This is a genomic window from Nesterenkonia sandarakina, from assembly GCF_003003175.1.
Lineage (GTDB): Bacteria > Actinomycetota > Actinomycetes > Actinomycetales > Micrococcaceae > Nesterenkonia > Nesterenkonia sandarakina_A.
In genome coordinates, this window is sequence record NZ_PVTY01000009.1 from 125,720 (window position 1) to 145,919 (window position 20,200).

General features: G+C 67.4%; 22 protein-coding genes. 12 read left to right on the top strand and 10 right to left on the bottom strand.

Features of this window, described 5'->3' with window-relative positions:
* Nucleotides 1-15: 15 nt before the first annotated feature.
* The 5 genes from BCL67_RS09140 (at nucleotide 16) to BCL67_RS09160 (ending at nucleotide 4,753) form a co-directional block, all read left to right on the top strand.
* Nucleotides 16-1,164, top strand: a complete 1,149-nt coding sequence (locus BCL67_RS09140; RefSeq protein WP_106123140.1) for a PP2C family protein-serine/threonine phosphatase — start codon at nucleotides 16-18, stop codon at nucleotides 1,162-1,164.
* Nucleotides 1,161-3,119: a glycosyltransferase family 2 protein gene (locus BCL67_RS09145; protein ID WP_258174918.1), complete on the top strand. Its 1,959-nt coding sequence runs from the start codon at nucleotides 1,161-1,163 to the stop codon at nucleotides 3,117-3,119. Before BCL67_RS09140 ends, BCL67_RS09145 begins: the two co-directional genes overlap by 4 nt.
* Nucleotides 3,116-3,448, top strand: coding sequence for an STAS domain-containing protein (locus tag BCL67_RS09150; protein ID WP_106123141.1), 333 nt, complete (start codon nucleotides 3,116-3,118; stop codon nucleotides 3,446-3,448). Before BCL67_RS09145 ends, BCL67_RS09150 begins: the two co-directional genes overlap by 4 nt.
* Complete coding sequence (locus BCL67_RS09155; protein ID WP_181255955.1) at nucleotides 3,438-3,857, top strand: ATP-binding protein; 420 nt, start codon at nucleotides 3,438-3,440, stop codon at nucleotides 3,855-3,857. The genes BCL67_RS09150 and BCL67_RS09155 overlap by 11 nt, the downstream gene beginning before the upstream one ends.
* Nucleotides 3,858-4,009: 152 nt before the next feature.
* A complete protein-coding gene (locus BCL67_RS09160; protein ID WP_106123143.1) occupies nucleotides 4,010-4,753 on the top strand; it encodes an MBL fold metallo-hydrolase in 744 nt (247 codons plus the stop codon).
* 707 nt (nucleotides 4,754-5,460) lie between these two features.
* On the opposite strand, the gene BCL67_RS09165 is transcribed toward BCL67_RS09160, so the two are convergent.
* Both BCL67_RS09165 and BCL67_RS09170 read right to left on the bottom strand, forming a co-directional pair.
* Entirely contained in the window at nucleotides 5,461-5,994 is a 534-nt protein-coding gene (locus BCL67_RS09165) for a GNAT family N-acetyltransferase (RefSeq protein WP_106123191.1), read from the bottom strand.
* A gap of 58 nt (nucleotides 5,995-6,052) precedes the next feature.
* On the bottom strand, nucleotides 6,053-6,610 hold the full coding sequence (locus BCL67_RS09170; RefSeq protein ID WP_106123144.1) for a flavin reductase family protein: 558 nt from the start codon (nucleotides 6,608-6,610) through the stop codon (nucleotides 6,053-6,055).
* Between the two features lie 118 nt (nucleotides 6,611-6,728).
* Between BCL67_RS09170 and BCL67_RS09175 the strand changes: the two genes are divergently transcribed.
* Together BCL67_RS09175 and BCL67_RS09180 are read left to right on the top strand one after the other, a co-directional pair.
* Nucleotides 6,729-8,252 carry an acetyl-CoA hydrolase/transferase family protein gene (locus tag BCL67_RS09175; RefSeq protein ID WP_106123145.1) on the top strand — a complete coding sequence of 508 codons (1,524 nt, stop codon included), beginning with the start codon at nucleotides 6,729-6,731 and terminating at the stop codon, nucleotides 8,250-8,252.
* Complete coding sequence (locus BCL67_RS09180; RefSeq protein WP_106123146.1) at nucleotides 8,249-9,610, top strand: ASCH domain-containing protein; 1,362 nt, start codon at nucleotides 8,249-8,251, stop codon at nucleotides 9,608-9,610. The genes BCL67_RS09175 and BCL67_RS09180 overlap by 4 nt, the downstream gene beginning before the upstream one ends.
* On the opposite strand, the gene BCL67_RS09185 is transcribed toward BCL67_RS09180, so the two are convergent.
* The 4 genes from BCL67_RS09185 to BCL67_RS15630 all read right to left on the bottom strand — a co-directional run bounded on the left by BCL67_RS09185 (nucleotide 9,603) and on the right by BCL67_RS15630 (nucleotide 12,109).
* Entirely contained in the window at nucleotides 9,603-9,977 is a 375-nt protein-coding gene (locus BCL67_RS09185) for a hypothetical protein (protein WP_106123147.1), read from the bottom strand. The genes BCL67_RS09180 and BCL67_RS09185 overlap by 8 nt on opposite strands.
* Nucleotides 9,974-10,666, bottom strand: coding sequence for a hypothetical protein (locus tag BCL67_RS09190; RefSeq protein WP_181255956.1), 693 nt, complete (start codon nucleotides 10,664-10,666; stop codon nucleotides 9,974-9,976). Before BCL67_RS09190 ends, BCL67_RS09185 begins: the two co-directional genes overlap by 4 nt.
* A gap of 127 nt (nucleotides 10,667-10,793) precedes the next feature.
* A complete protein-coding gene (locus tag BCL67_RS09195; RefSeq protein WP_258174924.1) occupies nucleotides 10,794-11,657 on the bottom strand; it encodes an EamA family transporter in 864 nt (287 codons plus the stop codon).
* A gap of 20 nt (nucleotides 11,658-11,677) precedes the next feature.
* Nucleotides 11,678-12,109, bottom strand: a complete 432-nt coding sequence (locus BCL67_RS15630) for an RDD family protein (RefSeq protein WP_106123148.1) — start codon at nucleotides 12,107-12,109, stop codon at nucleotides 11,678-11,680.
* Nucleotides 12,110-12,347: 238 nt separating this feature from the next.
* On the opposite strand from BCL67_RS15630, the gene glnA reads away from it, so the two are divergent.
* On the top strand, nucleotides 12,348-13,772 hold the full coding sequence (glnA, locus tag BCL67_RS09205) for a type I glutamate--ammonia ligase (RefSeq protein WP_106123149.1): 1,425 nt from the start codon (nucleotides 12,348-12,350) through the stop codon (nucleotides 13,770-13,772).
* A gap of 141 nt (nucleotides 13,773-13,913) precedes the next feature.
* Here the strand turns inward: glnA and BCL67_RS09210 are convergent, their stop codons facing one another.
* On the bottom strand, nucleotides 13,914-14,345 hold the full coding sequence (locus BCL67_RS09210) for a VOC family protein (RefSeq protein WP_106123150.1): 432 nt from the start codon (nucleotides 14,343-14,345) through the stop codon (nucleotides 13,914-13,916).
* Between the two features lie 149 nt (nucleotides 14,346-14,494).
* Here BCL67_RS09210 and BCL67_RS09215 point away from each other — a divergent pair, with 149 nt between their 5' ends.
* Nucleotides 14,495-14,899, top strand: a complete 405-nt coding sequence (locus BCL67_RS09215; protein WP_106123151.1) for a hypothetical protein — start codon at nucleotides 14,495-14,497, stop codon at nucleotides 14,897-14,899.
* On the opposite strand, the gene BCL67_RS15820 is transcribed toward BCL67_RS09215, so the two are convergent.
* Complete coding sequence (locus BCL67_RS15820; protein ID WP_258174926.1) at nucleotides 14,896-15,024, bottom strand: hypothetical protein; 129 nt, start codon at nucleotides 15,022-15,024, stop codon at nucleotides 14,896-14,898. The genes BCL67_RS09215 and BCL67_RS15820 overlap by 4 nt on opposite strands.
* Nucleotides 15,025-15,331: 307 nt before the next feature.
* On the opposite strand from BCL67_RS15820, the gene BCL67_RS09220 reads away from it, so the two are divergent.
* Together BCL67_RS09220 and BCL67_RS09225 are read left to right on the top strand one after the other, a co-directional pair.
* A complete protein-coding gene (locus BCL67_RS09220; RefSeq protein WP_106123152.1) occupies nucleotides 15,332-16,363 on the top strand; it encodes an LLM class flavin-dependent oxidoreductase in 1,032 nt (343 codons plus the stop codon).
* Between the two features lie 53 nt (nucleotides 16,364-16,416).
* Nucleotides 16,417-17,097, top strand: coding sequence for a type 1 glutamine amidotransferase domain-containing protein (locus tag BCL67_RS09225; RefSeq protein WP_106123153.1), 681 nt, complete (start codon nucleotides 16,417-16,419; stop codon nucleotides 17,095-17,097).
* Nucleotides 17,098-17,173: 76 nt separating this feature from the next.
* On the opposite strand, the gene BCL67_RS09230 is transcribed toward BCL67_RS09225, so the two are convergent.
* Both BCL67_RS09230 and BCL67_RS09235 read right to left on the bottom strand, forming a co-directional pair.
* The gene (locus BCL67_RS09230; RefSeq protein WP_106123154.1) at nucleotides 17,174-18,103 is read right to left on the bottom strand and encodes a hypothetical protein; all 930 of its coding nucleotides are present in this window, start codon (nucleotides 18,101-18,103) and stop codon (nucleotides 17,174-17,176) included.
* A gap of 113 nt (nucleotides 18,104-18,216) precedes the next feature.
* Nucleotides 18,217-19,173, bottom strand: coding sequence for an SDR family oxidoreductase (locus tag BCL67_RS09235; RefSeq protein ID WP_219886474.1), 957 nt, complete (start codon nucleotides 19,171-19,173; stop codon nucleotides 18,217-18,219).
* Between the two features lie 179 nt (nucleotides 19,174-19,352).
* Between BCL67_RS09235 and BCL67_RS09240 the strand changes: the two genes are divergently transcribed.
* Complete coding sequence (locus BCL67_RS09240; RefSeq protein WP_106123155.1) at nucleotides 19,353-20,189, top strand: helix-turn-helix transcriptional regulator; 837 nt, start codon at nucleotides 19,353-19,355, stop codon at nucleotides 20,187-20,189.
* The last annotated feature ends 11 nt before the right edge of the window (nucleotides 20,190-20,200 follow it).

A 20,200-nucleotide genomic window follows, 5' to 3' on the forward strand; every position in this document is an offset into this window, starting at 1 on the left:
TTTGAGGAGCCCGGTATGTTGGACGAAAAGAGCAGACAAAGTGCACTTGACGCCCTGAGGGTCCTCGACACTCCCCCCGACGAACGCGTGGACCGGATCACCCGGCTCGCGCAGCAGATCTTCGGCGTCCCGATGGTCAGCGTCAACCTGCTCGACCGGGATCGTCAATGGCGCAAGTCGGAGATCGGCCTCGGCGTGCGCGAGGTCCCCCGTACCGACGCGTTCTGCGACGCCACGATCGCCCAGACCGGCACCTTCGTGATCGAGGACGCCGCGCAGGACGCGAAGTGGGCCTCGAACCCCTTCGTCCTCGGTGATCCGCACCTCCGGTTCTACGCCGGCCACCCGCTGCAGGCTCCCGGCGGTGAACACATCGGCACCCTGTGCATGCTCGACACGAAGCCGGGCAGCCTCGATGAGAGCCAGCGCGACCTGCTCAAGGACCTGGCTCTCTGGGTCCAGACCGAGCTCGCCCAGCAGCAGGAGCTCGACCACGCGGCCGTGGTCCAGCGCGCCCTGGCCCCGCGCGACCTCCCCCAACCGGCAGGGTTCACCGTCACCGCCGGCTCGGCTCCGGCGGGCGCCGTCTCCGGTGACTTCCACGACGTGAGGCTGCTCGGTGACCAGCTGCGCATCACCCTGGCCGATGTGATGGGCAAAGGCGTCGGCGCCGGCATCATCGCTTCGGCGGTCCGTGCCTCGATGCGCACCGCGCCAGAGCGTTCGCTGCTCCGGACGGTGAGGGAGATCGATTCGATCCTCGAGCACGACGTCGGGGACCTGCACATGTTCGTCACGCTCTTCTGCGCCGACCTCGACACCCGCACCGGTCAGGTCAGCTACGTCGACGGCGGTCACAGCCTCACCTTCATCCTGCGCACCGACGGCACCTGGGATCACCTGAACTCCACCGGACTGCCCCTGGCCATGGGCCTGAACGAATCCCATAGACTCGGCACGGTGCAGCTGAACCCGGGAGACGCCTTGATGAGCTGCAGCGACGGCCTGCTCGACCTGCTGGACCTCGAGGACCCCTGGGGCCAGGTCGAGCAGACCCTCGCCGAGTTCGGCATCGAGGGTGCCGTCGAAGAGGCCCTGCGCCGCGCGGTCGCGGCCAAGGCCGCCGATGATGTCACTGTGGTCGTGGTCAGGAGAGACTCTTGAGCCGTCGCCTGATCCTGATCCGGGTCGTCGCGGTGCTCGCGGTGCTGACCGGGATCAACTACGTCACCTGGCGCTGGATGGACTCGCTGAACTGGGAGGCCTGGTGGATCGCCGTGCCGCTGGTCATCGCGGAGACCTACAGCCTGGTCGATACGTTCCTCTTCGCCATCACCATGTGGCGTGCCAAGGAGCGCGAAGGCCCAGAATCCGCTCCCGCCGGCACCGTGGATGTCTTCATCACCACCTATAACGAGCCGGTCGAGATGGTCATGGCCACCGCGCGGGCGGCGAAGCTCATCGCCTACCCGCACGAGACCTATGTCCTCGACGACGGCAACCGCCCCGAGATGGCCGCCGCCGCCCGCGCCGAGGGTCTGGGCTACATCACCCGGTCGGAGGACTGGACCGACAAGCCGCGCCACGCAAAGGCCGGGAACCTCAACAACGCGCTGTTCGAGACCGACGGCGAGTTCCTGCTGATCCTCGACGCCGACCAGATCCCGGATCCGCTGATCCTGCACCGCACGCTGGGGTATTTCGGCGACGACGAGCAGGTCGCACTGGTGCAGACCCCGCAGTGGTTCATCAACGTCGACGAGGCAGACCCGCTGGGCAGCCAGGCGCCGCTGTTCTACGGCCCCATCCAGCAGGGCAAGGACGGCTGGAACGCGGCCTTCTTCTGCGGCTCCAACGCCGTGCTGCGCCGCGACGCGCTGATGCAGCTGGGGATCGTCGGCTATGTGCGCAATCTCCAGGACTCCACCGAACGCACCCTGCGCGCGGCAGAGAAGCTGCTCGCCCGCGAGGCCCGACGCAGCCAGTCGGTGCCCGAGCTGCAGACCGAGCTCAAGGACCTGCGGATCGAGGTGGCCCAGGCGCGCGCCGCGATCACCTCCGGGGAACCCATCGCCGATGTCACCTACCAGCTGCACGCCACGATCAACGCATCGTCCAGCCGGCTGGTCAAGCACGACATGGACATGATGGCCGAAGACCTCGCCGCCATCAATGCACTTCCGGTCCAGCGCGACGCCGAACTCGGCGCCCTCGTCATCGACCAAGTCGGCCTGGATGCACTCACCACCCGGGAGCTCTCGCCGCTGGCCGCGGTGAAGTCCGTGGGGGCGCTGGTCGACGCGCTGCGCGTGGACCGTCCCGACGAGGCTCAGCCGATCCAGCCGCTGGCCACGATCTCGGTGACCGAGGACATGGCCACCGCGATGCAGCTGCACAGCATGGGCTGGCGCAGCGTCTACCACCACGAGATCCTCGCTCGCGGGCTCGCCCCGGAGGACCTGCAGACCATGCTCAAGCAGCGGCTGCGCTGGGCCCAGGGCACGATGCAGGTGCTCCTGCGCGACAACCCGCTGGCCAAGCGGGGACTCTCCGCCGGGCAGCGACTGATGTACTTCGGGACCATGTGGAGCTACCTCGCCGGCTTCGCCGCGATCGTCTACCTCTCCGCGCCGGTCATCTACCTGATGTTCGGCGTGATGCCGGTCAACGCGTGGAGCGGCGACTTCTTCGCCCGCTTCCTGCCCTACTTCCTGATCAATCAGCTGATGTTCCTGATCGTGGCCCGGGGCATTCGCACCTGGCGCGGCCAGCAGTACTCGCTGGCGCTCTTCCCGGTCTGGATCCGGGCCTGCACGTCCTCCTTCGCCAATGTGGTGTTCAAGAAGCCGCTGAGCTTCGTGGTCACCCGCAAGGACGGCCGGCAGGATGGCGCGCTGCCGCTGCGCGAGGTCTGGCCCCAGCTCACCGCCATCGTGCTGCTGATCCTCGCGCTGATCACCGGCATCATCCGGGTGCTGCTGGGTACCGCGGACGGCACCGGCACACTGGTCAACACCGTCTGGGTGGTCTACTCGCTGGCCGCCCTGAGCATCGTCATCCAAGCCCTGCGATACAAGGGCCCCGCAGCACACGCCGAAGAGGCAGAAGGAGCACCATGAATCTGAACGTCTCCACCCATGCACACCATGCGGTCGTGCGCCCCGAAGGACGACTCACCGCCTCGGGCGCCCCACGGCTGAAGCAGGCGATCAAGAAGCTCATCGACGACGGACATCCCCGCATCGTGGTGGACCTGGCCCAGACCGAGTTCATCGACTCCTCCGGGCTCGGCGCGCTGATCGGCGGCCTGAAGGCGGCCCGGCTAGCCGAGGGTGATCTGCGACTCGCCGCTGCGAGCGACTCGGTGAAGAGCGTCCTGAAGCTGACCAGCCTTGACCGGGTGCTCCGCGACCACCCCACTGTCGAGGAGGCCTTCGGTGACGGCTGATGGGGGCTCCCGCGTCACCCTGACCGGGGCCGCGGAGCTGGACTTCGTGGATCGGGTGCTCGCCGCCCTGGAGGAGCTCTTCGAAGCTGCCGGTGACCTCACGGAGGAGGATCGCACCTTCTTCTCGCTCGCCGTCAGTGAGATCATCACCAACATCGTCACCCACTCCACCTGTGTGGGCGACGCCGGGGTCACGGTCACCGCAGACCTGACGGTCGACGACGCCGCGCTCTCGGCGCGATTCCAAGATGACGCCGTGCCGATCACCATCGATCTCCGGGGAGCCTCGCTTCCCGAGGAGCTGGCCGAGTCGGGTCGTGGTCTGGCGATCGCGAAGATGGCGCTGGACCAGCTCAGTCACGAGGTGAACAATGGTCACATCTGGACGCTGGTCAGACGCCGCCGCTGATCAGCAATCGCTGGAGACTGAGCTCAACGAGCTCTGCTGCAGGAGCACAGCGCTCAACCCGGTGTGATCTGTGCGGGCCCATGTCACGCTTGACCAACCCCCGTGCGGGCACCCAGGATTGATGCGACCCCCACGGAACGGAACCGCAGCACATGATCGAATATGGCGTCGCCCCTGGCATCCACCTGGTCTCCCAGGCGAACGTGAACTGTTACGTCGTCGAGGCAGAGGATGGGATCACCCTCATCGACGCCGGACTGCCCGGGATGTGGCACGAGGTCATGGAGGTGCTCAAGGCGCGCCAGCGGATGCCCTACGAGGTGAAGGCGCTGGTGCTGACCCACGGGCACTTCGATCACCTCGGGTTCGCGCTGCGCGCTCAGAAGAGCTTGGGCATCCCGGTGATCATCCACCACGAGGACGCGGAGCTCGCGACCACGCCGTACCGCTACGCCACCGAACGCAACCGGCTGCTCTACCCGCTGGGCCACCCGAGATCGCTGCCGCTGCTGGGGCGGATGGTGGCCGCCGGCGCACTGACCGTCAAGGGCGTGCATGGGGTCCAGCTGATGACCGCCGGATCCACGCTCCAGGTGCCAGGATTTCCCGTCCCGGTGCACACGCCGGGCCATACCGACGGGCACTGCATTCTGCACTTCCCGGACCGCCGGGCAGTCTTCACCGGTGACGCCCTGGTCACCCTGGACCCCTACACCGGGGAGACCGGACCCCAGATCGTCGCCGGAGCGGCCACCAAAGACACGGCCCAGGCGATCAGCTCGCTGGACGCCATCGCGCTCACCGAAGCCGACACCGTGCTCCCAGGCCACGGCGCGGTCTGGTCTGAAGGAGCAGAGGCCGCGGTGACGGCTGCCCGCGAGGTGGGACGACACTGACCTCGTCGTTCACTCTCTCGCCCGCGGCCGCGGCGCCCGCGCGTGAGCTGGTCCGGACACAGCTGCTGACCCGGTTGTGAACGCTCGAATCGATGAATTCCGCCGATTCGCGCTGTCCTAGGCCGACAGGGCCCGGAGCCAGCGCCGAGACTGGCTTGGTGACGTGAACCGATAGAGCGCGAGATGGGGATACTCTCGTTCGACGACGCCAGACAGGTGGTCCAGATGTCTTCGAGTGCGCCACGCCCAGCGGATGATGTGGTCATTGTCGGTGAAGAAGGTACGCAGCGGATCCTCGGTCAGGCCGGCGTCCCAGATCGACTGCCGAGTTGCTCGCCTGACGAGTGTTCGGCGGGTGACCCAGTACATGCGTCGTGGCACACGAATAGTCCAGCCAGATCATCGCACGGGCACGGCGGGCCAGGCCTGGTCGAGCCGCGGGGTACTGCCATTCGGTGACCCAGGAGTCGGATGACGCCGCGGCCAAGGCCTCGTCGAGGAACGCCGATCGAGGCTGGCCCCAACGGAGGTTGTCCATCTCGAAGCGCGGGAGATCCTGGATGCAAGCCAGCTGCTCGGCGAAAGTGGTCTTCCCTGCTCCGGAAGTACCGGCAACGATGATGCGCGTGCACCGGTGCGGCAGCGGGTCACTGAAGCTCAATGTGCGCACGGGATCAGCCCACTCAACCGGAGAGTCGTCCTGCGGGTCATTCCCCTGCGAACGACCCTTGACCCGAGGCTAGTCTGCGGCGCATGACGACCCGCGGCCACCGGTCGAGCCCCAGCGCGGCCTCGTGCTCCCTGATCGCTCGCAGACCGCCCGTGAGGCCCTCCTCCGGCACGGCTTGGAATCCGATGCGCGCATAGTACGGCGCGTTCCACGGGACGTGGGTGAACGTGGTCAGCGTCAGTCCGGTGAGGTCGTGGCGCCGCGCCCAGTCGGCGGCAGCGTCCAGCAGAGCCTTTCCCAACCCCTGCCGGGCGTGGTCGGGATGGACCGAGACCTGCTCGATGTGCGCGCCGCCGTCCACGGCCTGCACCAGCAGGTACGCCACGGGATGATCGGCCGCATCAACCGCGACCCACGCCCGCCCATCTGACTGGAAGGCGGCGAGTTCCGCAACCGTGGGCGGGTCGTCCTCGGCGATCTCCTCCATGCCGAGGTGGCGAAAGGCCGCCCCGGCGGCGCGCTCGATCTCGCGCAGGACGCGAAGGTCCTCGAGCCGCGCGCCCCTGATCATGGCGCACTCCCCTGCCATCCGCTGCATCTGCCTGCTGAGCTCCTTCTCGGAGACTCGGCTAGTCGGAGAAGTACTTCCACTTGGTCATCTCGTCGCTGAAGTCGTGGACCTCGCCGTTGGTGCTGAAGGTCCCGTTGCCTCGGTGATGGAACTCCGGGGCGGGCGCGGCGTCGGGTCTGATCCAGGCCGCGGTGGTGCGCAGCAGCCATAGCGAATAGTCCTCCACCAGAGAGTCGTCCTCGACCTTGCACTCGATATTGGCCACACACTCCCCGATCAGCGGCGCCGCCACACTGATCCCCGGCACCCGAGTGAGCCCGAAATGGTCCCATTTGTCCAGGTCCTCCCCGGAGCAGTTGCCCAGCTGGACCGTGGTGCGCATCAGCTCCGCCCCGGGGATGCCGATCACGCATTGCCGGGTGGACTGCAGGGTCGCGAAGCTGGCGTCCCAGGTCCCTACGATCACGGCGAGAATGCCGTCATGGCGGACCGGCATGTTGAACGCGTTGGTCATGATGTTGTCCCGAACACCGTCAGAGGTGGAGATCAGCACCGTCGGACCCGGCTCGATCAGCCGGTAGGTCTCACGGACCGGATAAGGCACGAAACCGTTCATGATGCGTCCTCCGTCTTGAGGTGCTCCCTGAGCTGCAGAGATGACCTGCGTCGTGTCACCCAGCGTAGCGCTCGGCTCCCAGATCTCGGCAGGGTCGAGGGTCACCTAGGCTGGGGGGATGAGCCCCGTTTCACGTCGCATCACCTGCCCCACGCTGGCTACGAAGGTCACCTCCGCCACTGAGGCGGCCAGCTACATCAACGACGGCGACCGGGTCGGGATGAGCGGCTTCACCGGGGCCGGATACCCGAAGGCGGTCCCGGCGGCCCTGGCCGAACGCGCCAAGGATGCCCACGACCGCGGCGAGGACTTCGGCATCGATCTCTGGACCGGCGCCTCCACCGCGCCCGAGCTCGACGGCGTGCTCGCCGAGGCCCGCGCCGTGCGTCGACGGCTGCCCTTCCAGTCCGACCCCACGCTGCGCGAGGCCATCAACACCGGGGAGACCGAGTACGTCGACACCCACCTGAGCCACTCCGCCCAGCAGGCCTGGTTCGGCTTCTACGGGCAGCTCAACGTCGCGGTGATCGAGGTCGCCGCGATCCTGCCCAACGGACTGCTGGTCCCGGGCAGCTCGGTGGGCAACAACAAGACCTGGCTGCAGCTCGCGGACAAGGTGATCCTCGAGGTCAACGACTGGCACCCCCGCGCCTACGAGGGCTTCCACGACATCTACTACGGCACGAAGCTGCCCCCGGAGCGCCGTCCGCTGCAGCTCACCGACCCGCTCCAGCGCATCGGCGATCCCTACCTGCGCGTGGACCCGGAGAAGGTGGTCGCCGTGGTGCACACCGACGCCCCGGACCGGAACCTGCCCTTCAAGCCAGCCGACGAGCAGTCCAAAGCCATGGCCTCCCATGTGGTGGACTTCCTGCGCTACGAGATCGACCAGGGTCGGCTGCCGAAGAACCTGCTGCCGCTGCAGTCCGGTATCGGCAACGTCGCCAACGCCGTGATGGCGGAGCTGGCACACAGCGAGTTCGAGGATCTGCTGGCCTATACCGAGGTCATCCAGGACGGCATGCTCGACCTGATCGACACCGGCAAGCTCACGGCGGTCTCCGCCACCTCCTTCTCGCTCTCCGCCGAACGCGCCGAGCAGTTCAACGCCCGCGCCGAGGAGTACAAGGGTCGGATCCTGCTGCGCACCCAGGAGGTCTCCAACCACCCGGAGGCCATCCGCCGGCTGGGCGTGATCTCGATCAACGGCATGGTCGAGGCGGACATCTACGGCAACGTGAACTCCACCCACGTGATGGGCAGCTCCATCATCAACGGCATCGGCGGCTCCGGAGACTTCGCGCGCAACGCCTACCTGAACTTCTTCGTCTCCGGCTCGATGGCCAAGGGTGGCGCGATCTCCTCGATCGTGCCCTTCGCCAGCCACATCGACCACACCGAGCACGACACCCAGATCCTGGTCACCGAACAGGGCCTGGCAGACCTGCGCGGCCTCTCCCCCGCGGCGCGCGCCCGGACCATCATCCGCAACTGCGCCCACCCCGACTACCAGGACCTGCTTCAGGACTATTTCGACCGGGCAGTCGCCGCGAACGCACGTGGTCAGCACACTCCACACCTGCTCGGCGAGGCGCTGAGCTGGCACGGCAACTATCAGCGCACCGGCAGCATGAAGCCATGACCCCGGCACAGATCGACGCACTTCCCCCGATGGACCTCGCCTCCGGAGAGCTGCGCGCACGTCTGACCAGCGCGGTCATCGCCGGGGTCAAGACCATGACCACCAGCCTGCACCGGACCTACCTCGCCGAGGACGAGCCCCTGGCGACCCCGGGGCTTCAGCGGCTGCTCGGCGTGCAGGAGGAGAGTCTCGGCGTCGTCGAGGTGCTGGAGGTGACCCTGGTTCCGCTGGGTGAGATCACTCAGGAGGTGGCTCGCGGCGAGGGTGAGGGCTACGCGTCCGTGGCGGCCTGGCGAGAGGTGCATGAGGATTTCTGGCACAGCACCGGGGAGATCGGCGCCGCAGACCCTGACGCTGGCGAGAGCAGCGCCGGCGGACCGCAGGAGACGGCCCTGGACGACGACGAGCTGATCGTCGTCGAACGTTTCCGCTGGCTGCCGGAACACAGCCTGATCTCCGCGCCGCGGCCGCGCCGGGTCGGGATCGTGGTGACCGATGACTACTCGAAGGCCCCCGACCGGGACACCGATCCGCTGATCGCCGAGCTCCAGCGGCTGAGCATCTCCGCGGAACCGGTGATCTGGCACCGCTGGGACCCGGCACCGGAGTATGACCTGTTGGTCGTGCGCACCCCCTGGGACTACTCCTCCCGCACGGAGGAGTTCCTGATCTGGCTGGACCGGGCGCAGGAGCAGGTCCGGGTGCTCAACAGCCCCGAACTGATCCGCTGGAACCTGGACAAGGTCTACCTGCGCGAGCTCGACGCCCGAGGGCTGGCGAGCGTGCCCACCGACTGGGCCGACGACGTCGCCGCGCTGCGCCGCGGGCTGGCCGGGCACGGCGATGACTGGGTGGTCATCAAACCCACGATCTCGGCCGGCGCCTTCGACACCGGGCTGCTGCGCGCAGACTCCACCGCCGCGCTCGCCCTCGGGGAGCGGATCCTCGCCCGCGGACTCACCGTGATGATCCAGCCCGAGATCCCCGAGCTCAGCGAGGGCCGCGAGAAGGCGCTCTACTTCATCGACGGGCATCACACGCACTCGATCTCCAAGGGCGCGCTGCTCGCCCGCGGCGGCGGTCTGCGCGGCGGCACCTACCTGGAGGACCCGCAGCTGGTTCACGCCGCTGCCGGCGAGGTCAGCTTCGGGGAGCAGGTGCTCCAGGCCGCCGCCCTGGCCACCGAGACCCTGCTGCCGCTCTATGGGCGGATCGATCTGGTGGAGTCGGCCGAGTACGGGACGGTGCTGCTGGAGGCGGAGCTGTTCGAACCGGCGCTGAACCTGCATCGCGCCCCGTGGGCCGCGCAGGAGCTGGCTCGGGCGATCGACCGCCGGCTGGGCCCAGCGATCAGCTGATCGCTGCGATCACCGCCACACCGATCAGGCCCAGTGCCCCGGACCAGATGTAGCTGGCCAGGGTGCCGATGATGAACCGTTCGGTGGCCTTCGCGCGGTGCTCGGCCTGCCAGGAGCGCAGCTCCGGGTAGCGACCGAGGCCCTTGACCGCGAGCACCACCGCGATGGCCTCCGGATAGCCGCCGAAGACCGCCCCGATGATCGCCAGCCGTTCCAGGATGCCGATCCAGGTGCCTCCGCGCAGGATGCCCGGGCCGTAGCCTTCGGGCTCGACCCGGCGCAGCAGCCAGCCCACCAGCACCGCGCCCGGAAATGCAGAGAGGGCAAGGGTGAGCAGCACCACCGCGGTGATCGCAAGCCATGTCATGAGCGTGGGTCCTCCTGGTGCTGGGCCTGGTCTTGATGCTGAGACTGAGGCCGATCCTGGGCCGGTGCGATCGTCCAGGCTCCTTCGCCGGCCGCGGCGGCGGTCAGAGCCGCGGCGACGGGACGGCTGCGCCGCTCCTCCTCCAGCATCGCAGAGCGCGCACGCTGACTGACCGCTGACACGGTGATGCCCAGCTGCGCGGCGATCTGGGACCGGGTGAGTCCCTGCTCGGTGAGATCGCTGACCTCCCAGCCGGTGTCCGCGCGCCGTCGCACCACCCCGCCGAGGAGCTGCAGGACTGCAGTCGCGGCGACGGCCGCGTCTGGCTGATCGCCCTGGACCACCAGCGGGACGGGTTCGGTGCGGCTGCGGGCTCGTTCTACGGCGTAGCGGGCCTGGATGAACGCACTGCCGGAGCTGGCGCGGGCGCTGGTGCCGAGCGGGCGCTCCACAGCCCCGGCGCCGATGCCGACGGCCCACTGCTCGGTCCGGCACAGGGTCAGCGCGAGGTCCACCGCCGCTTCGGGGCTGGCCAGCAGGATCTGGACCTCATCGCCCACGGTGCGTTCCAACGGCAGCACGATCTGCGCCTCCCACCGGGCGTTCCAGGGTGCGAGCTCAACCAGGAGCTCATCCACCCGTTCCCCCGATTCGGTGCTGCGATGCTGATCAGCAGTAACGACGAACATAGATGCAGGCTACAACCTTAAATCAGCACTTTCAAGGATCTGATCTGAAACCCAATCTGCGTTGAGCGGCGGGTTCTCCGGGCATCTGGCATCGGAAACCCACTCGACTACCCGGAGATCCCGCCCCTCAACGGGAGGGGGTGCGGGGGCGCGCGGGTCCGCCGAGGGTGAGCGCATTGCTCAGCACCACCAGCACGATGCCTGCCCAAGCCGCCAGCGGGAGGTGCTGCCCCAGGAATCCTGCCCCGATCAGCGCCGCGAAGAGCGGGTGCAGGGACATGCCCAGGCCGAAGAGCACCGGACTGATGTGACGCAGCACGATCAGATCGAGCGAGTACGGCACCGCCGAGGCCAGCACTCCGGCGACGGCCGCGAAGAGGAACGCCTCCCACCGCGGCTGCAGATGCCAGACGATCACCGCGGCGATCGGCAGCAGCCCGAGTGCCGAGATCGCGGTGCCGACGGCGACGCCCTGCACCCCCTCCAGACGCTGGCCCACCACCCGGTTGGTCAGGATGTACCCCGCCCAGCAGCCCGCGGCCAGCACCGCGAAGCCCAGCCCCAGCAGGTCGCTGGTGGGGCCGGGCCGAGTCAGCAGCACCACCCCGGTCAGTGCCATCAGCGCGCAGAGTCCGTCCCGCGGGCGTCGGGAGGCCAGCACCGCGACGGCGAGCGGGCCCAGGAACTCGATGGTCACCGCCGTGCCCAGGCCCACGCGCTCCAGGGCGGCATAGAGCGCGGTGTTCATCCCGGCGAAGAAGAGGGCCAGCAGCAGCACCGGCGACCACTGGCTGCGAGTGAAGCGCCAGAACTTCGGTCGGGCGATCACCAGCAGCACGGTGGAGGCGACCAGCTGCCGGGCAGCGACCACACCGACCGGGGTGAGGCTGCTGAAGGCCAGCGAGCCCACGGCGGCACCGGACTGGGTGCTGAGCGCGCTGGCGCAGATGACCGCCAGGCCGCGGCCGGGGCGATCGGCGAGTCGGCTCACCCGCGCGGGTCCGGGGGCACTCACATGCGCAGCTGGACGGTGCCGGCCGCCCGATCGTGGGCGCCGCGACCGTCGGTGCCCATCAGGATCACCGGCAGGATCAGCAGCAGCAGCAGCGTCCGCACCGTGGACCACAACGGACCAGGGATCCTCTGACCGCGGACCACCTGGATCCGCATCAGCCGCTTGCCGATGGTCACGCCGAGCAGGCCGATCAGGATGATGTGGATCGCCACAAAGATCCCCAGCGTCGCCAGCTCCGCACCGCCGAAGAACGCCATCGAGATCAGCGTGGCGATTCCCCAGTCGATGAACAGCGCCAGGATGCGCCGACTCCACGGCGCCATGCTGCCGGGGCCGGACTCGGGCAGACCCAGGTGCTCGCCGGCCCATCGCGGCTCTGGAGACTCCGCCGGGGAACCGCCGGGGGGTGCGCCGTCGTTCTTCGCCACAGATCTCCTTCTGCCTCGGATATGAGAGGGTGATGTAGAACATGTGGCCGTGCGAGGACGGCCCCGGTCAGTCTATTCGCCCGACCGGGGAGCCCTTGTCACGAGCCCATGAGCAACTTAAGTTACATGACGGAAACATTTGCGTGATGGCCGGGAAATGCCCGGCCCATAGCGTGTAGCAGAGCGTTCACCACTGTTACGCGCGCAAGCCCAGACACCTGACGAGGAGCACGGACGTATGTTCAAAAGCCCTGATGAAGTTCTGAAGTACATCGAGAAAGAGGATGTCGTCTTCGTCGACGTTCGCTTCACCGACCTTCCCGGCCTCCAGCACCACTTCAACCTCCCGGCCAAGACCGTTGACCTCGACTTCTTCGAGAACGGACAGCTCTTCGACGGCTCCTCCATTCGTGGATTCCAGGGCATCGCCGAGTCTGACATGCAGCTCATCCCCGATGTGACCACCGCATACATCGATGAGTACCGCGTGGAGAAGACCCTGGTGATGACGTTCTCGATCGTCAACCCGCGCACCGGCGAGCCCTACGCACGTGACCCCCGCGGCGTCGCCCAGAAGGCCGAGGAGTACCTCGAGGCCTCCGGCATCGCCGACACCGCCTTCTTCGCCGCCGAGGCCGAGTTCTTCCTCTTCGACGATGTCAAGTGGCAGTCCAGCCCGGACGCGTCCTTCTACTCCCTGGACTCTGATGAGGCCTCCTGGCAGTCCTCCGAGGAGATTCCCGGCGGCAACCTCGGTCACAAGATGGCCACCAAGGGCGGCTACTTCCCGGTCAGCCCCCAGGACAAGAGCGCCGATCTGCGTGACGCGATCTGCGTGGCCCTCGACGCCGTCGGCCTGGAGGTCGAGCGCTCCCACCACGAGGTCGGTGGCCCCGGTCAGCAGGAGATCAACTACAAGTTCAACACGTTGACCCACGCTGCCGATGACCTGATGAAGTTCAAGTACGTCGTGAAGAACACCGCGGATCAGTTCGGCAAGTCGGCGACCTTCATGCCGAAGCCGATCTTCGGTGAGAACGGCTCCGGCATGCACTGCCACCAGTCGCTCTGGACCGACGGCGAGCCGCTGTTCTTCGATGAGAAGGGCTACGCGAACCTCTCCGACACCGCCCGCTGGTACATCGGTGGTCTGCTCAAGCACGCCTCGGCCGTGCTGGCCTTCACCAACCCCACGGTGAACTCCTATAAGCGCCTGGTCAAGGGCTACGAGGCTCCAGTCAACATGGTCTACTCGCAGGGCAACCGCTCTGCGGCGATCCGCATCCCGATCACCGGCGCCAACCCCAAGGCCAAGCGTCTTGAGTTCCGCGCACCGGATCCCTCCTCCAACCCCTACCTGGCCTTCGCGGCCCAGCTCATGGCCGGCCTGGACGGAATCCGCAACCGGATCGAGCCCGCTGACCCGATCGACAAGGACCTCTACGAGCTGCCCGCCGAAGAGGCTGCCAGCATCCAGAAGGCCCCCGGCTCGCTGGAAGAGGCTCTGGCGGCACTCGAGGCCGACCACGAGTTCCTGCTCGAGGGTGGCGTGTTCACCGAGGACCTGGTCAAGGCCTGGATCGAGTACAAGCGCGAAGAAGAGATCGCCCCGCTGAACCTGCGGCTGAACCCCTACGAGTTCGAGCTGTACTACTCGGTCTGATCTCACACCGAGCCTGAACAGCTGCGGCCCCGCACCGATGACTCGGTGCGGGGCCGCAGCTGTGTCCGGAGGGGCGGCGTCTCTGACGCTGTGGTCCGGGAACGGGTGGTTGAAAACCGGGTGGTTCAGGACCGCGTGTGATCAGCCCAGGGGCGCGGTGAGCTCGAGGTTGATGCCGTCGGGGTCCTGGAAGGAGAGGATCGCAAGCCCGGAGTCCTGGAGATCATTGATCTCGCCATGTTCGATGCCGGCTCCGGCCAATGCCTGAACCGCATCCTGCAGCGCGTCCCGGGAGTCGACGGCGAAGCTCAGGTGATCGAGCCCGGTGGTGTCGGGATGGAACGAGGTCTCCCCCACCGGCCGGAGACCGACGAGCGTACCCTGCGGGGTCTGGTAGATCACACCGCCGTAGAACTGCTCCTGCGAGGCGCGGACCGCGGGATCATCGGCATGTGCCGAGGTGTCCACCACGGCGGGCCAGCCGAAGATCTGGTCGTAGAACGCCTTGGAACGAGCGATGTCGGTGACGGTGAGCCGGACGTGTGCCAGACCATTGCTGTTGATGAGAGCCATGGCGTCACCGTAGCGCAGATCACGTCAGCCCATGGGTTCTGGCGCAACGTGACAACTTGTGCGAAGCCGCCTGCACGCCGCTTCCGATCAGCGGGATGAGCTTGAGGGCGGGCCTTACCCGGGTCGAAGCCGGACACTAGACTGCCCGCATGAGTCGTCCCGGACCGTTGGATGTGGTCGACGTCTTCGTCTATACGGTGGTGCTCGGGCTCTTCGTCCAGTTCTTCCCAGAGGTGATCTCGGAGTCCTTCGCGATCACGCTGCTCACAGCTGTGCTGCTGAAGCTGGTGCTCGAGGTGGTCACGGCGGCGAAGAAGTCTCTGGTGGCTCGGCTCCGGTCCCGGAGCGGGGTTCGGCGGGCGCTCAACGCGCTGGTCCTGCTCCTGGTGCTGCCGGGCAGCAAGCTGCTGGTCCTGGAGCTCACCGCGCTGGTCTTCCGCGGTGAGGTGCAGCTGGGCGGCTTCTTCCTGGTCACGGCACTGATCATCGTCCTGATGCTGGCACGAGGGGCGACCCGGCGAGTGTTCCGCGGCGTCCCGGCGGAGCGCTCCTAACAGCCCTGGGCGGTGTGGAAGCTGCGCACGTCGCCGAAGAACGCGGCGATCCCGTCAGACTCGCAGTTCGACCAGATCAGGAAGCCGTAGATCAATCCGGTGAGCAGCACAGATCCGATAGCCAACGAGATGGGGAATGACCGCGCAGGGTTCTCGTTCTCCGCAGGTGATGGATCGGCATTCGCCACGGCGGCACGCCCCTTCATGGATCGGATCGCTCGCCGGAACGACCCAAGAGATTCGCATTCCTCGCAGTCGGAATGGCCACGACTACAGCGCCCCTCGGCGCGTGATCATTGTGATTCGAACATATCATTTTGGTTCAGTGTGTCAACCAATTTCCTGGCGCTCTGCCCGCGTGCGCAGATCCCGATCCTGTGCCGGTGGCCACGTCGCGGAATGAGATCACTCCTTCGTGCTGTTGCACCAGGTATGCCCAACACCGCCTCGCGCCCGCTATCCCTGCTTGACCTCGCGTTCGTCCGTCCGCCGGAGACCGTCGCCGACGGCATCGCCCGCAGCGTCCGGCTTGCCCAGACCGCTGACAAGCTGGGCTACACGCGCATCTGGTTCGCCGAGCACCACAACATGCCCAACATCGCCTCCAGCGCGACGGCCCTGCTGATCCAGCACGTGGCCGCCGCCACCGAGAACGTGCGGGTCGGCTCCGGGGGCATCATGCTTCCCAACCATGCCCCGCTGATCATCGCCGAGCAGTTCGGCACCCTGGCGACGCTCTACCCCGGGCGGATCGACCTGGGCCTGGGCCGTGCACCCGGCACCGATGGACCCACCATGCGCGCCCTGCGCCGCGACGGCACCGAGGCCGACCGCTTCCAGGCCGATGTGATGGAGCTCAGCGGCTACCTCACCGGGTACAGCCGCATCCCCGGGGTCAACGCCTATCCGGGGTGGGGCACCAACGTCCCGCTCTACATCCTCGGGTCCTCGCTCTTCGGCGCCCAGCTCGCCGCCCAGCTGGGTCTCCCCTACGCGTTCGCCTCGCACTTCGCCCCGCAGATGCTCAACCAGGCGGCGCACATCTACCGCGAGCATTTCGATGCGACCAACTCGCTGCTGGGCCCGGACGCGCAGCCGCACTTCATCGCCGCGGCCAATGTCATCGCCCACGACGACGCGGAGACCGCGCAGGCGCAGAAGACCCTCGCGGAGAACGCCTGGATCAAGAACCACCTGGGCCGCAACCGTCAGATCACCGACGACGATGTGGTGATGCTCCGCGATCACCCCGCCGGACAGCAGGTGCTCAGCATGCTCTCCCGCGCCGCCGTCGGCACCCAGGAGCAGGTCGTCGCCTGGCTCGATGCCTTCGCCGAGGAGGTCCAGGCCGACGAACTGATGCTGGTGAACCTCGCGCCCGAGGAAGCCGTGCAGCACCGCACCCTGGAGCTGCTTGCGCCCAGCATGGCCGCAGCCCAGGACTCCCCCTCCCAGGTCGCCTGAGCACTCAGCCTGCGACACCCCACCCCAAGACCATCCACATCAAGGAGATCCCCATGAAGGTCCTGATCGTTCTCACCTCCCACGACGAGCTCGGCGACACCGGCAGGAAGACCGGGTTCTGGCTCGAGGAGCTCGCCGCCCCGTACTACCGCTTCAAGGAGGCCGGCTACGAGATCACCCTGGCCTCCCCCAAGGGTGGCCAGCCGCCGCTGGACCCGGCCAGCAACGAGCCCGACTTCAAGACCGATGACACCCGCCGGTTTGAGGACGACGCCGAGGCCACGGCCGCGCTGGCCGAGACCCTCCGCCTGGACTCCGTCTCCGAGGCCGACTATGACACCGTCTTCTACCCCGGCGGCCATGGTCCGCTCTGGGATCTCGCCGAGGACCCAGCCTCAATCCGCCTGATCGAGTCCACGATGCGCGCCGGGAAGCCCCTCGCCCTGGTCTGCCACGCCCCCGGGGTGCTGCGCCGCACCACCAATGAGGACGGCACTCCGCTGGTGCAGGGCAGAAAGGTCACCGGCTTCACCAACACCGAAGAGGCCGCGGTCGGTCTGGTCGACGTCGTGCCGTTCCTCGTCGAGGACGAGCTGACCAAGCTCGGCGGCGACTACTCCAAGAGCGACGACTGGAGCTCCTACGTCGTTCAGGACGGTCTGCTGATCACCGGGCAGAACCCGCAGTCCTCTGCGGAGACCGCCGAGGCGCTGATCGCCAAGCTCGCAGCCTGATCCGCTGAATCACTCGTGCGCCCACCGATTCGTCCATGGACGAATCGGTGGGCGCACGAGTGTGTGCGGTGAGACCTCACGCGGGCCGGTTGACCGAGTCCCCGTCCCAGGTCAGGTCGGCGTTCGGGTGGATCACCAGGACCTCCAGGCCCGGTGTCCGCACAAGATCGCTGATCAGCGCCGCCGTCCCGGCGATCAGGGTGGAGTCGTAGTCGATCTCCGTGGCCAGCACCCAGGAGTGATCCTCGGGCCAGAAGATGCTCGGTGACGGCACCCAGTCGGCGTCGTCAGTCCATGGCGCGCGGGCAGGCCAGCGGGGATCAGCGAAGTCAGCCGCCCCGGCCTCGAAGAGGACGTAGCTCCGCCCGGTGTCCCCATGCAGGTCGAATCGGGGCCCAGCCGCGATGTCAGGGGCCAGCACCCCGGTGCCTGATTTCGGAGCTCGAGGCGCCAGACGCGGCAGGCTCATCTGGAGCGACCGCATCGCCAGGTAGCGCTTCGACCCGGCGGAACTCACCAGGCCGCCCCACCCCTCCCAGATGGCCGCAATCCCAGCATGTGGTGTCGCGGTATGCCGGGCGAGCACCTGGGACGCCGCCGTCAGCGTGCTCGCATCAAGGGCTCCTTCCGATGGCTCGCCGTACCGCCAGCCGTCCTCGGAGACCGCTCCCACCTCCTCGCCGGAGACGTACCGGATGAGACGCGCATACTGCGCCTCCGCGTGCATGGTCGTGCCGAATGACGCGGCCGCCGCCGACCAGGTGCAGCGCTCAGTCTCGAGCAGGGCCCAGATGTCTGCGGCATCGTCGAAGCAGGTCGACGCCTCTATGGCGTGCCAGGACCTGGTCGCGCGCGGACGGTCACGCTCCACGGGGTGAAACACCCGGGCGTACATCTCGAAACCGCGAGGCACCACCGAGAAGAGGCTGCTGAACGGCTCCGCCTCCATGGAGCGCAGCCATTCGCCTCGCCCCACATCCGGCACCCAGCTGAAGGCTCTGGTCATGTGCCCACTCTCCTTCTGCAGCCTCCCGACGGCTCGCATGATCTGCCCGATATTACCGTTGGGGCACCCGACTGACCGGGCGGTCGCCGCAGACCGTATGATCCAGATCGCAGCTACTGGACGCGGCTCTGCGACTCAGCGGGGAATGAGACGCCCGTGAGTTCCTCCGACGTCGCCCAGATGCGCCGGGCCTGATCCAGGTCCTCCAACGGGGTGTAGAGCCGCTGCAGACCCGGCGCCCCCGCAAGGTGCTGGAACCCTGACGGCCCCCAGAACTGTCCGCCCTGAGCCTCCTTCGCGGTGGCCGCTGCCAGCGCCGGCAGCCCGGCACTCTCGACGGTGCCTGTCACCCCGAGCCGGGAAAGGATCCGGATGAGCCGTCGACCGCCAGTCGGCTGCGCCCGGCCAAGTTCCTCCCGTGCCGCGAGCAAGGATGTCGGGGCGACCCCCGGGTGGGAGATGTTGCTGCTGAGACCCCAGCCATGCGCCTGACTGCGCCGATCCAGCTCCAGCCCGAACAGTCCGAAGGCGATCTTCGACTGCTGGTACGCCTCCATTCCGCGATACGAGCGCTCCCAGTTCAGATCGCCCCAGTTGATAGACCCTCGGGCGGCTGCGACGCTCAACTGCGAGGTCACCCGGGCACCCCCGGCGCGCAGAAGGGGGAACAGATGCGCGGTCAGTGCGAAGTGTCCGAGGTGATTGGTGCCGAACTGCAGCTCGAACCCGTCCGACGTCGTTCTCCGATCCGGCGGGGTCATGACCCCGGCGTTGTTGATCAGGATGTGGATGGGCTTCCCGGCCTGCTGCATGGTGCGGCCAAACGCGGCGATCGAGTCGAGAGATGACAGATCCATCTCCCCGAGCTCGACCCGTGCTCCGGGGCTGCGCTGCAGGATCGATGAGACCGCAGCCTGGCCCTTGCTGCGATTGCGCACCGGCAGGGTGAGGTCCGCACCTGCCTCGGCGAGACGCGCTGCCATCTGAAGACCCATGCCGTCGCTGCCTCCGGTGACGACCGCTCGGCGACCCGAGAGATCCGGGACTGAGATGTTGGACTTCTGCTTCATGATTCGCTCCTTGTGTGAGGTGGTGACACCCACTGTGCCGAGAATTGCGCAGACGAGGCAGTACCGGCACATCCTGGGACTCGCAGTCCCTGGTTCGCCGGCGAGGGGGACGGTCAGTCCCTGGTGGCGGGCCTCGCGTACCGGTAAAACTTGAGGGACACCAGACGAAGGAGACACCAATGACCACGGATCGCGCCGGCTTGGCGCAGTTTCTCCGACGCCGCCGCGAGCTGCTGCAGCCCGAGGACGTCGGGCTCCCCCGCGGCGAACGACGACGCACCGGGGGGCTGCGGCGAGAAGAGGTGGCAGTCCTGTGCCACATGTCCACCGACTATTACACCCGGCGGGAGCAGCAGCGCGGCACACAGCCTTCCGAGCAGATGCTGGCCTCCATCGCCCAGAGGCTTCACCTCTCCCTCGATGAACGCGATCACCTGTTCCGACTCGACGGACGCAACGCTCCGAGCCGGGGGCCTGAGAGCGCGCACATCAGTCCAGGTCTGCTGCGGATCCTGGATCGCCTCCACGACACCCCGGCCGAGATCGTCACCGAGCTCGGACAGACGCTGAAACAGACGCCGCTCGGTGTCGCCCTGAGCGGGAACCTGACCTCATTCACCGGTCCCGAGCGGAGCATCGGCTATCGCTGGTTCACCCGGCCGGGGGCGCGGGATTTCTACCGCAAGGAGGATCACCCGTTCCTGACAAGGATGTGGGTGTCTCACCTGCGTCAGGTCACCACCCTGCGCGGTCCCCGATCAGAAGCGGCACACCTGGTCGAGCTGCTCAAGGACAATCCGGAGTTCCAGGAGGCATGGAACAACCACGAAGTCGGAATCCAGCCCCGCGACGTCAAGCACTTCGTCCACCCCCAGGTGGGAGCACTGGAGCTGAACTGCCAGACGCTCCTGGATCGCAACCAGCTCCATCTGCTGCTGGTCTACACCGCATCTCCAGGCTCCGAGAGCTACGAGAAGCTGCAGCTGCTCTCCGTCATCGGTGCGGTGCACACCTAGGTCCTCCCGTC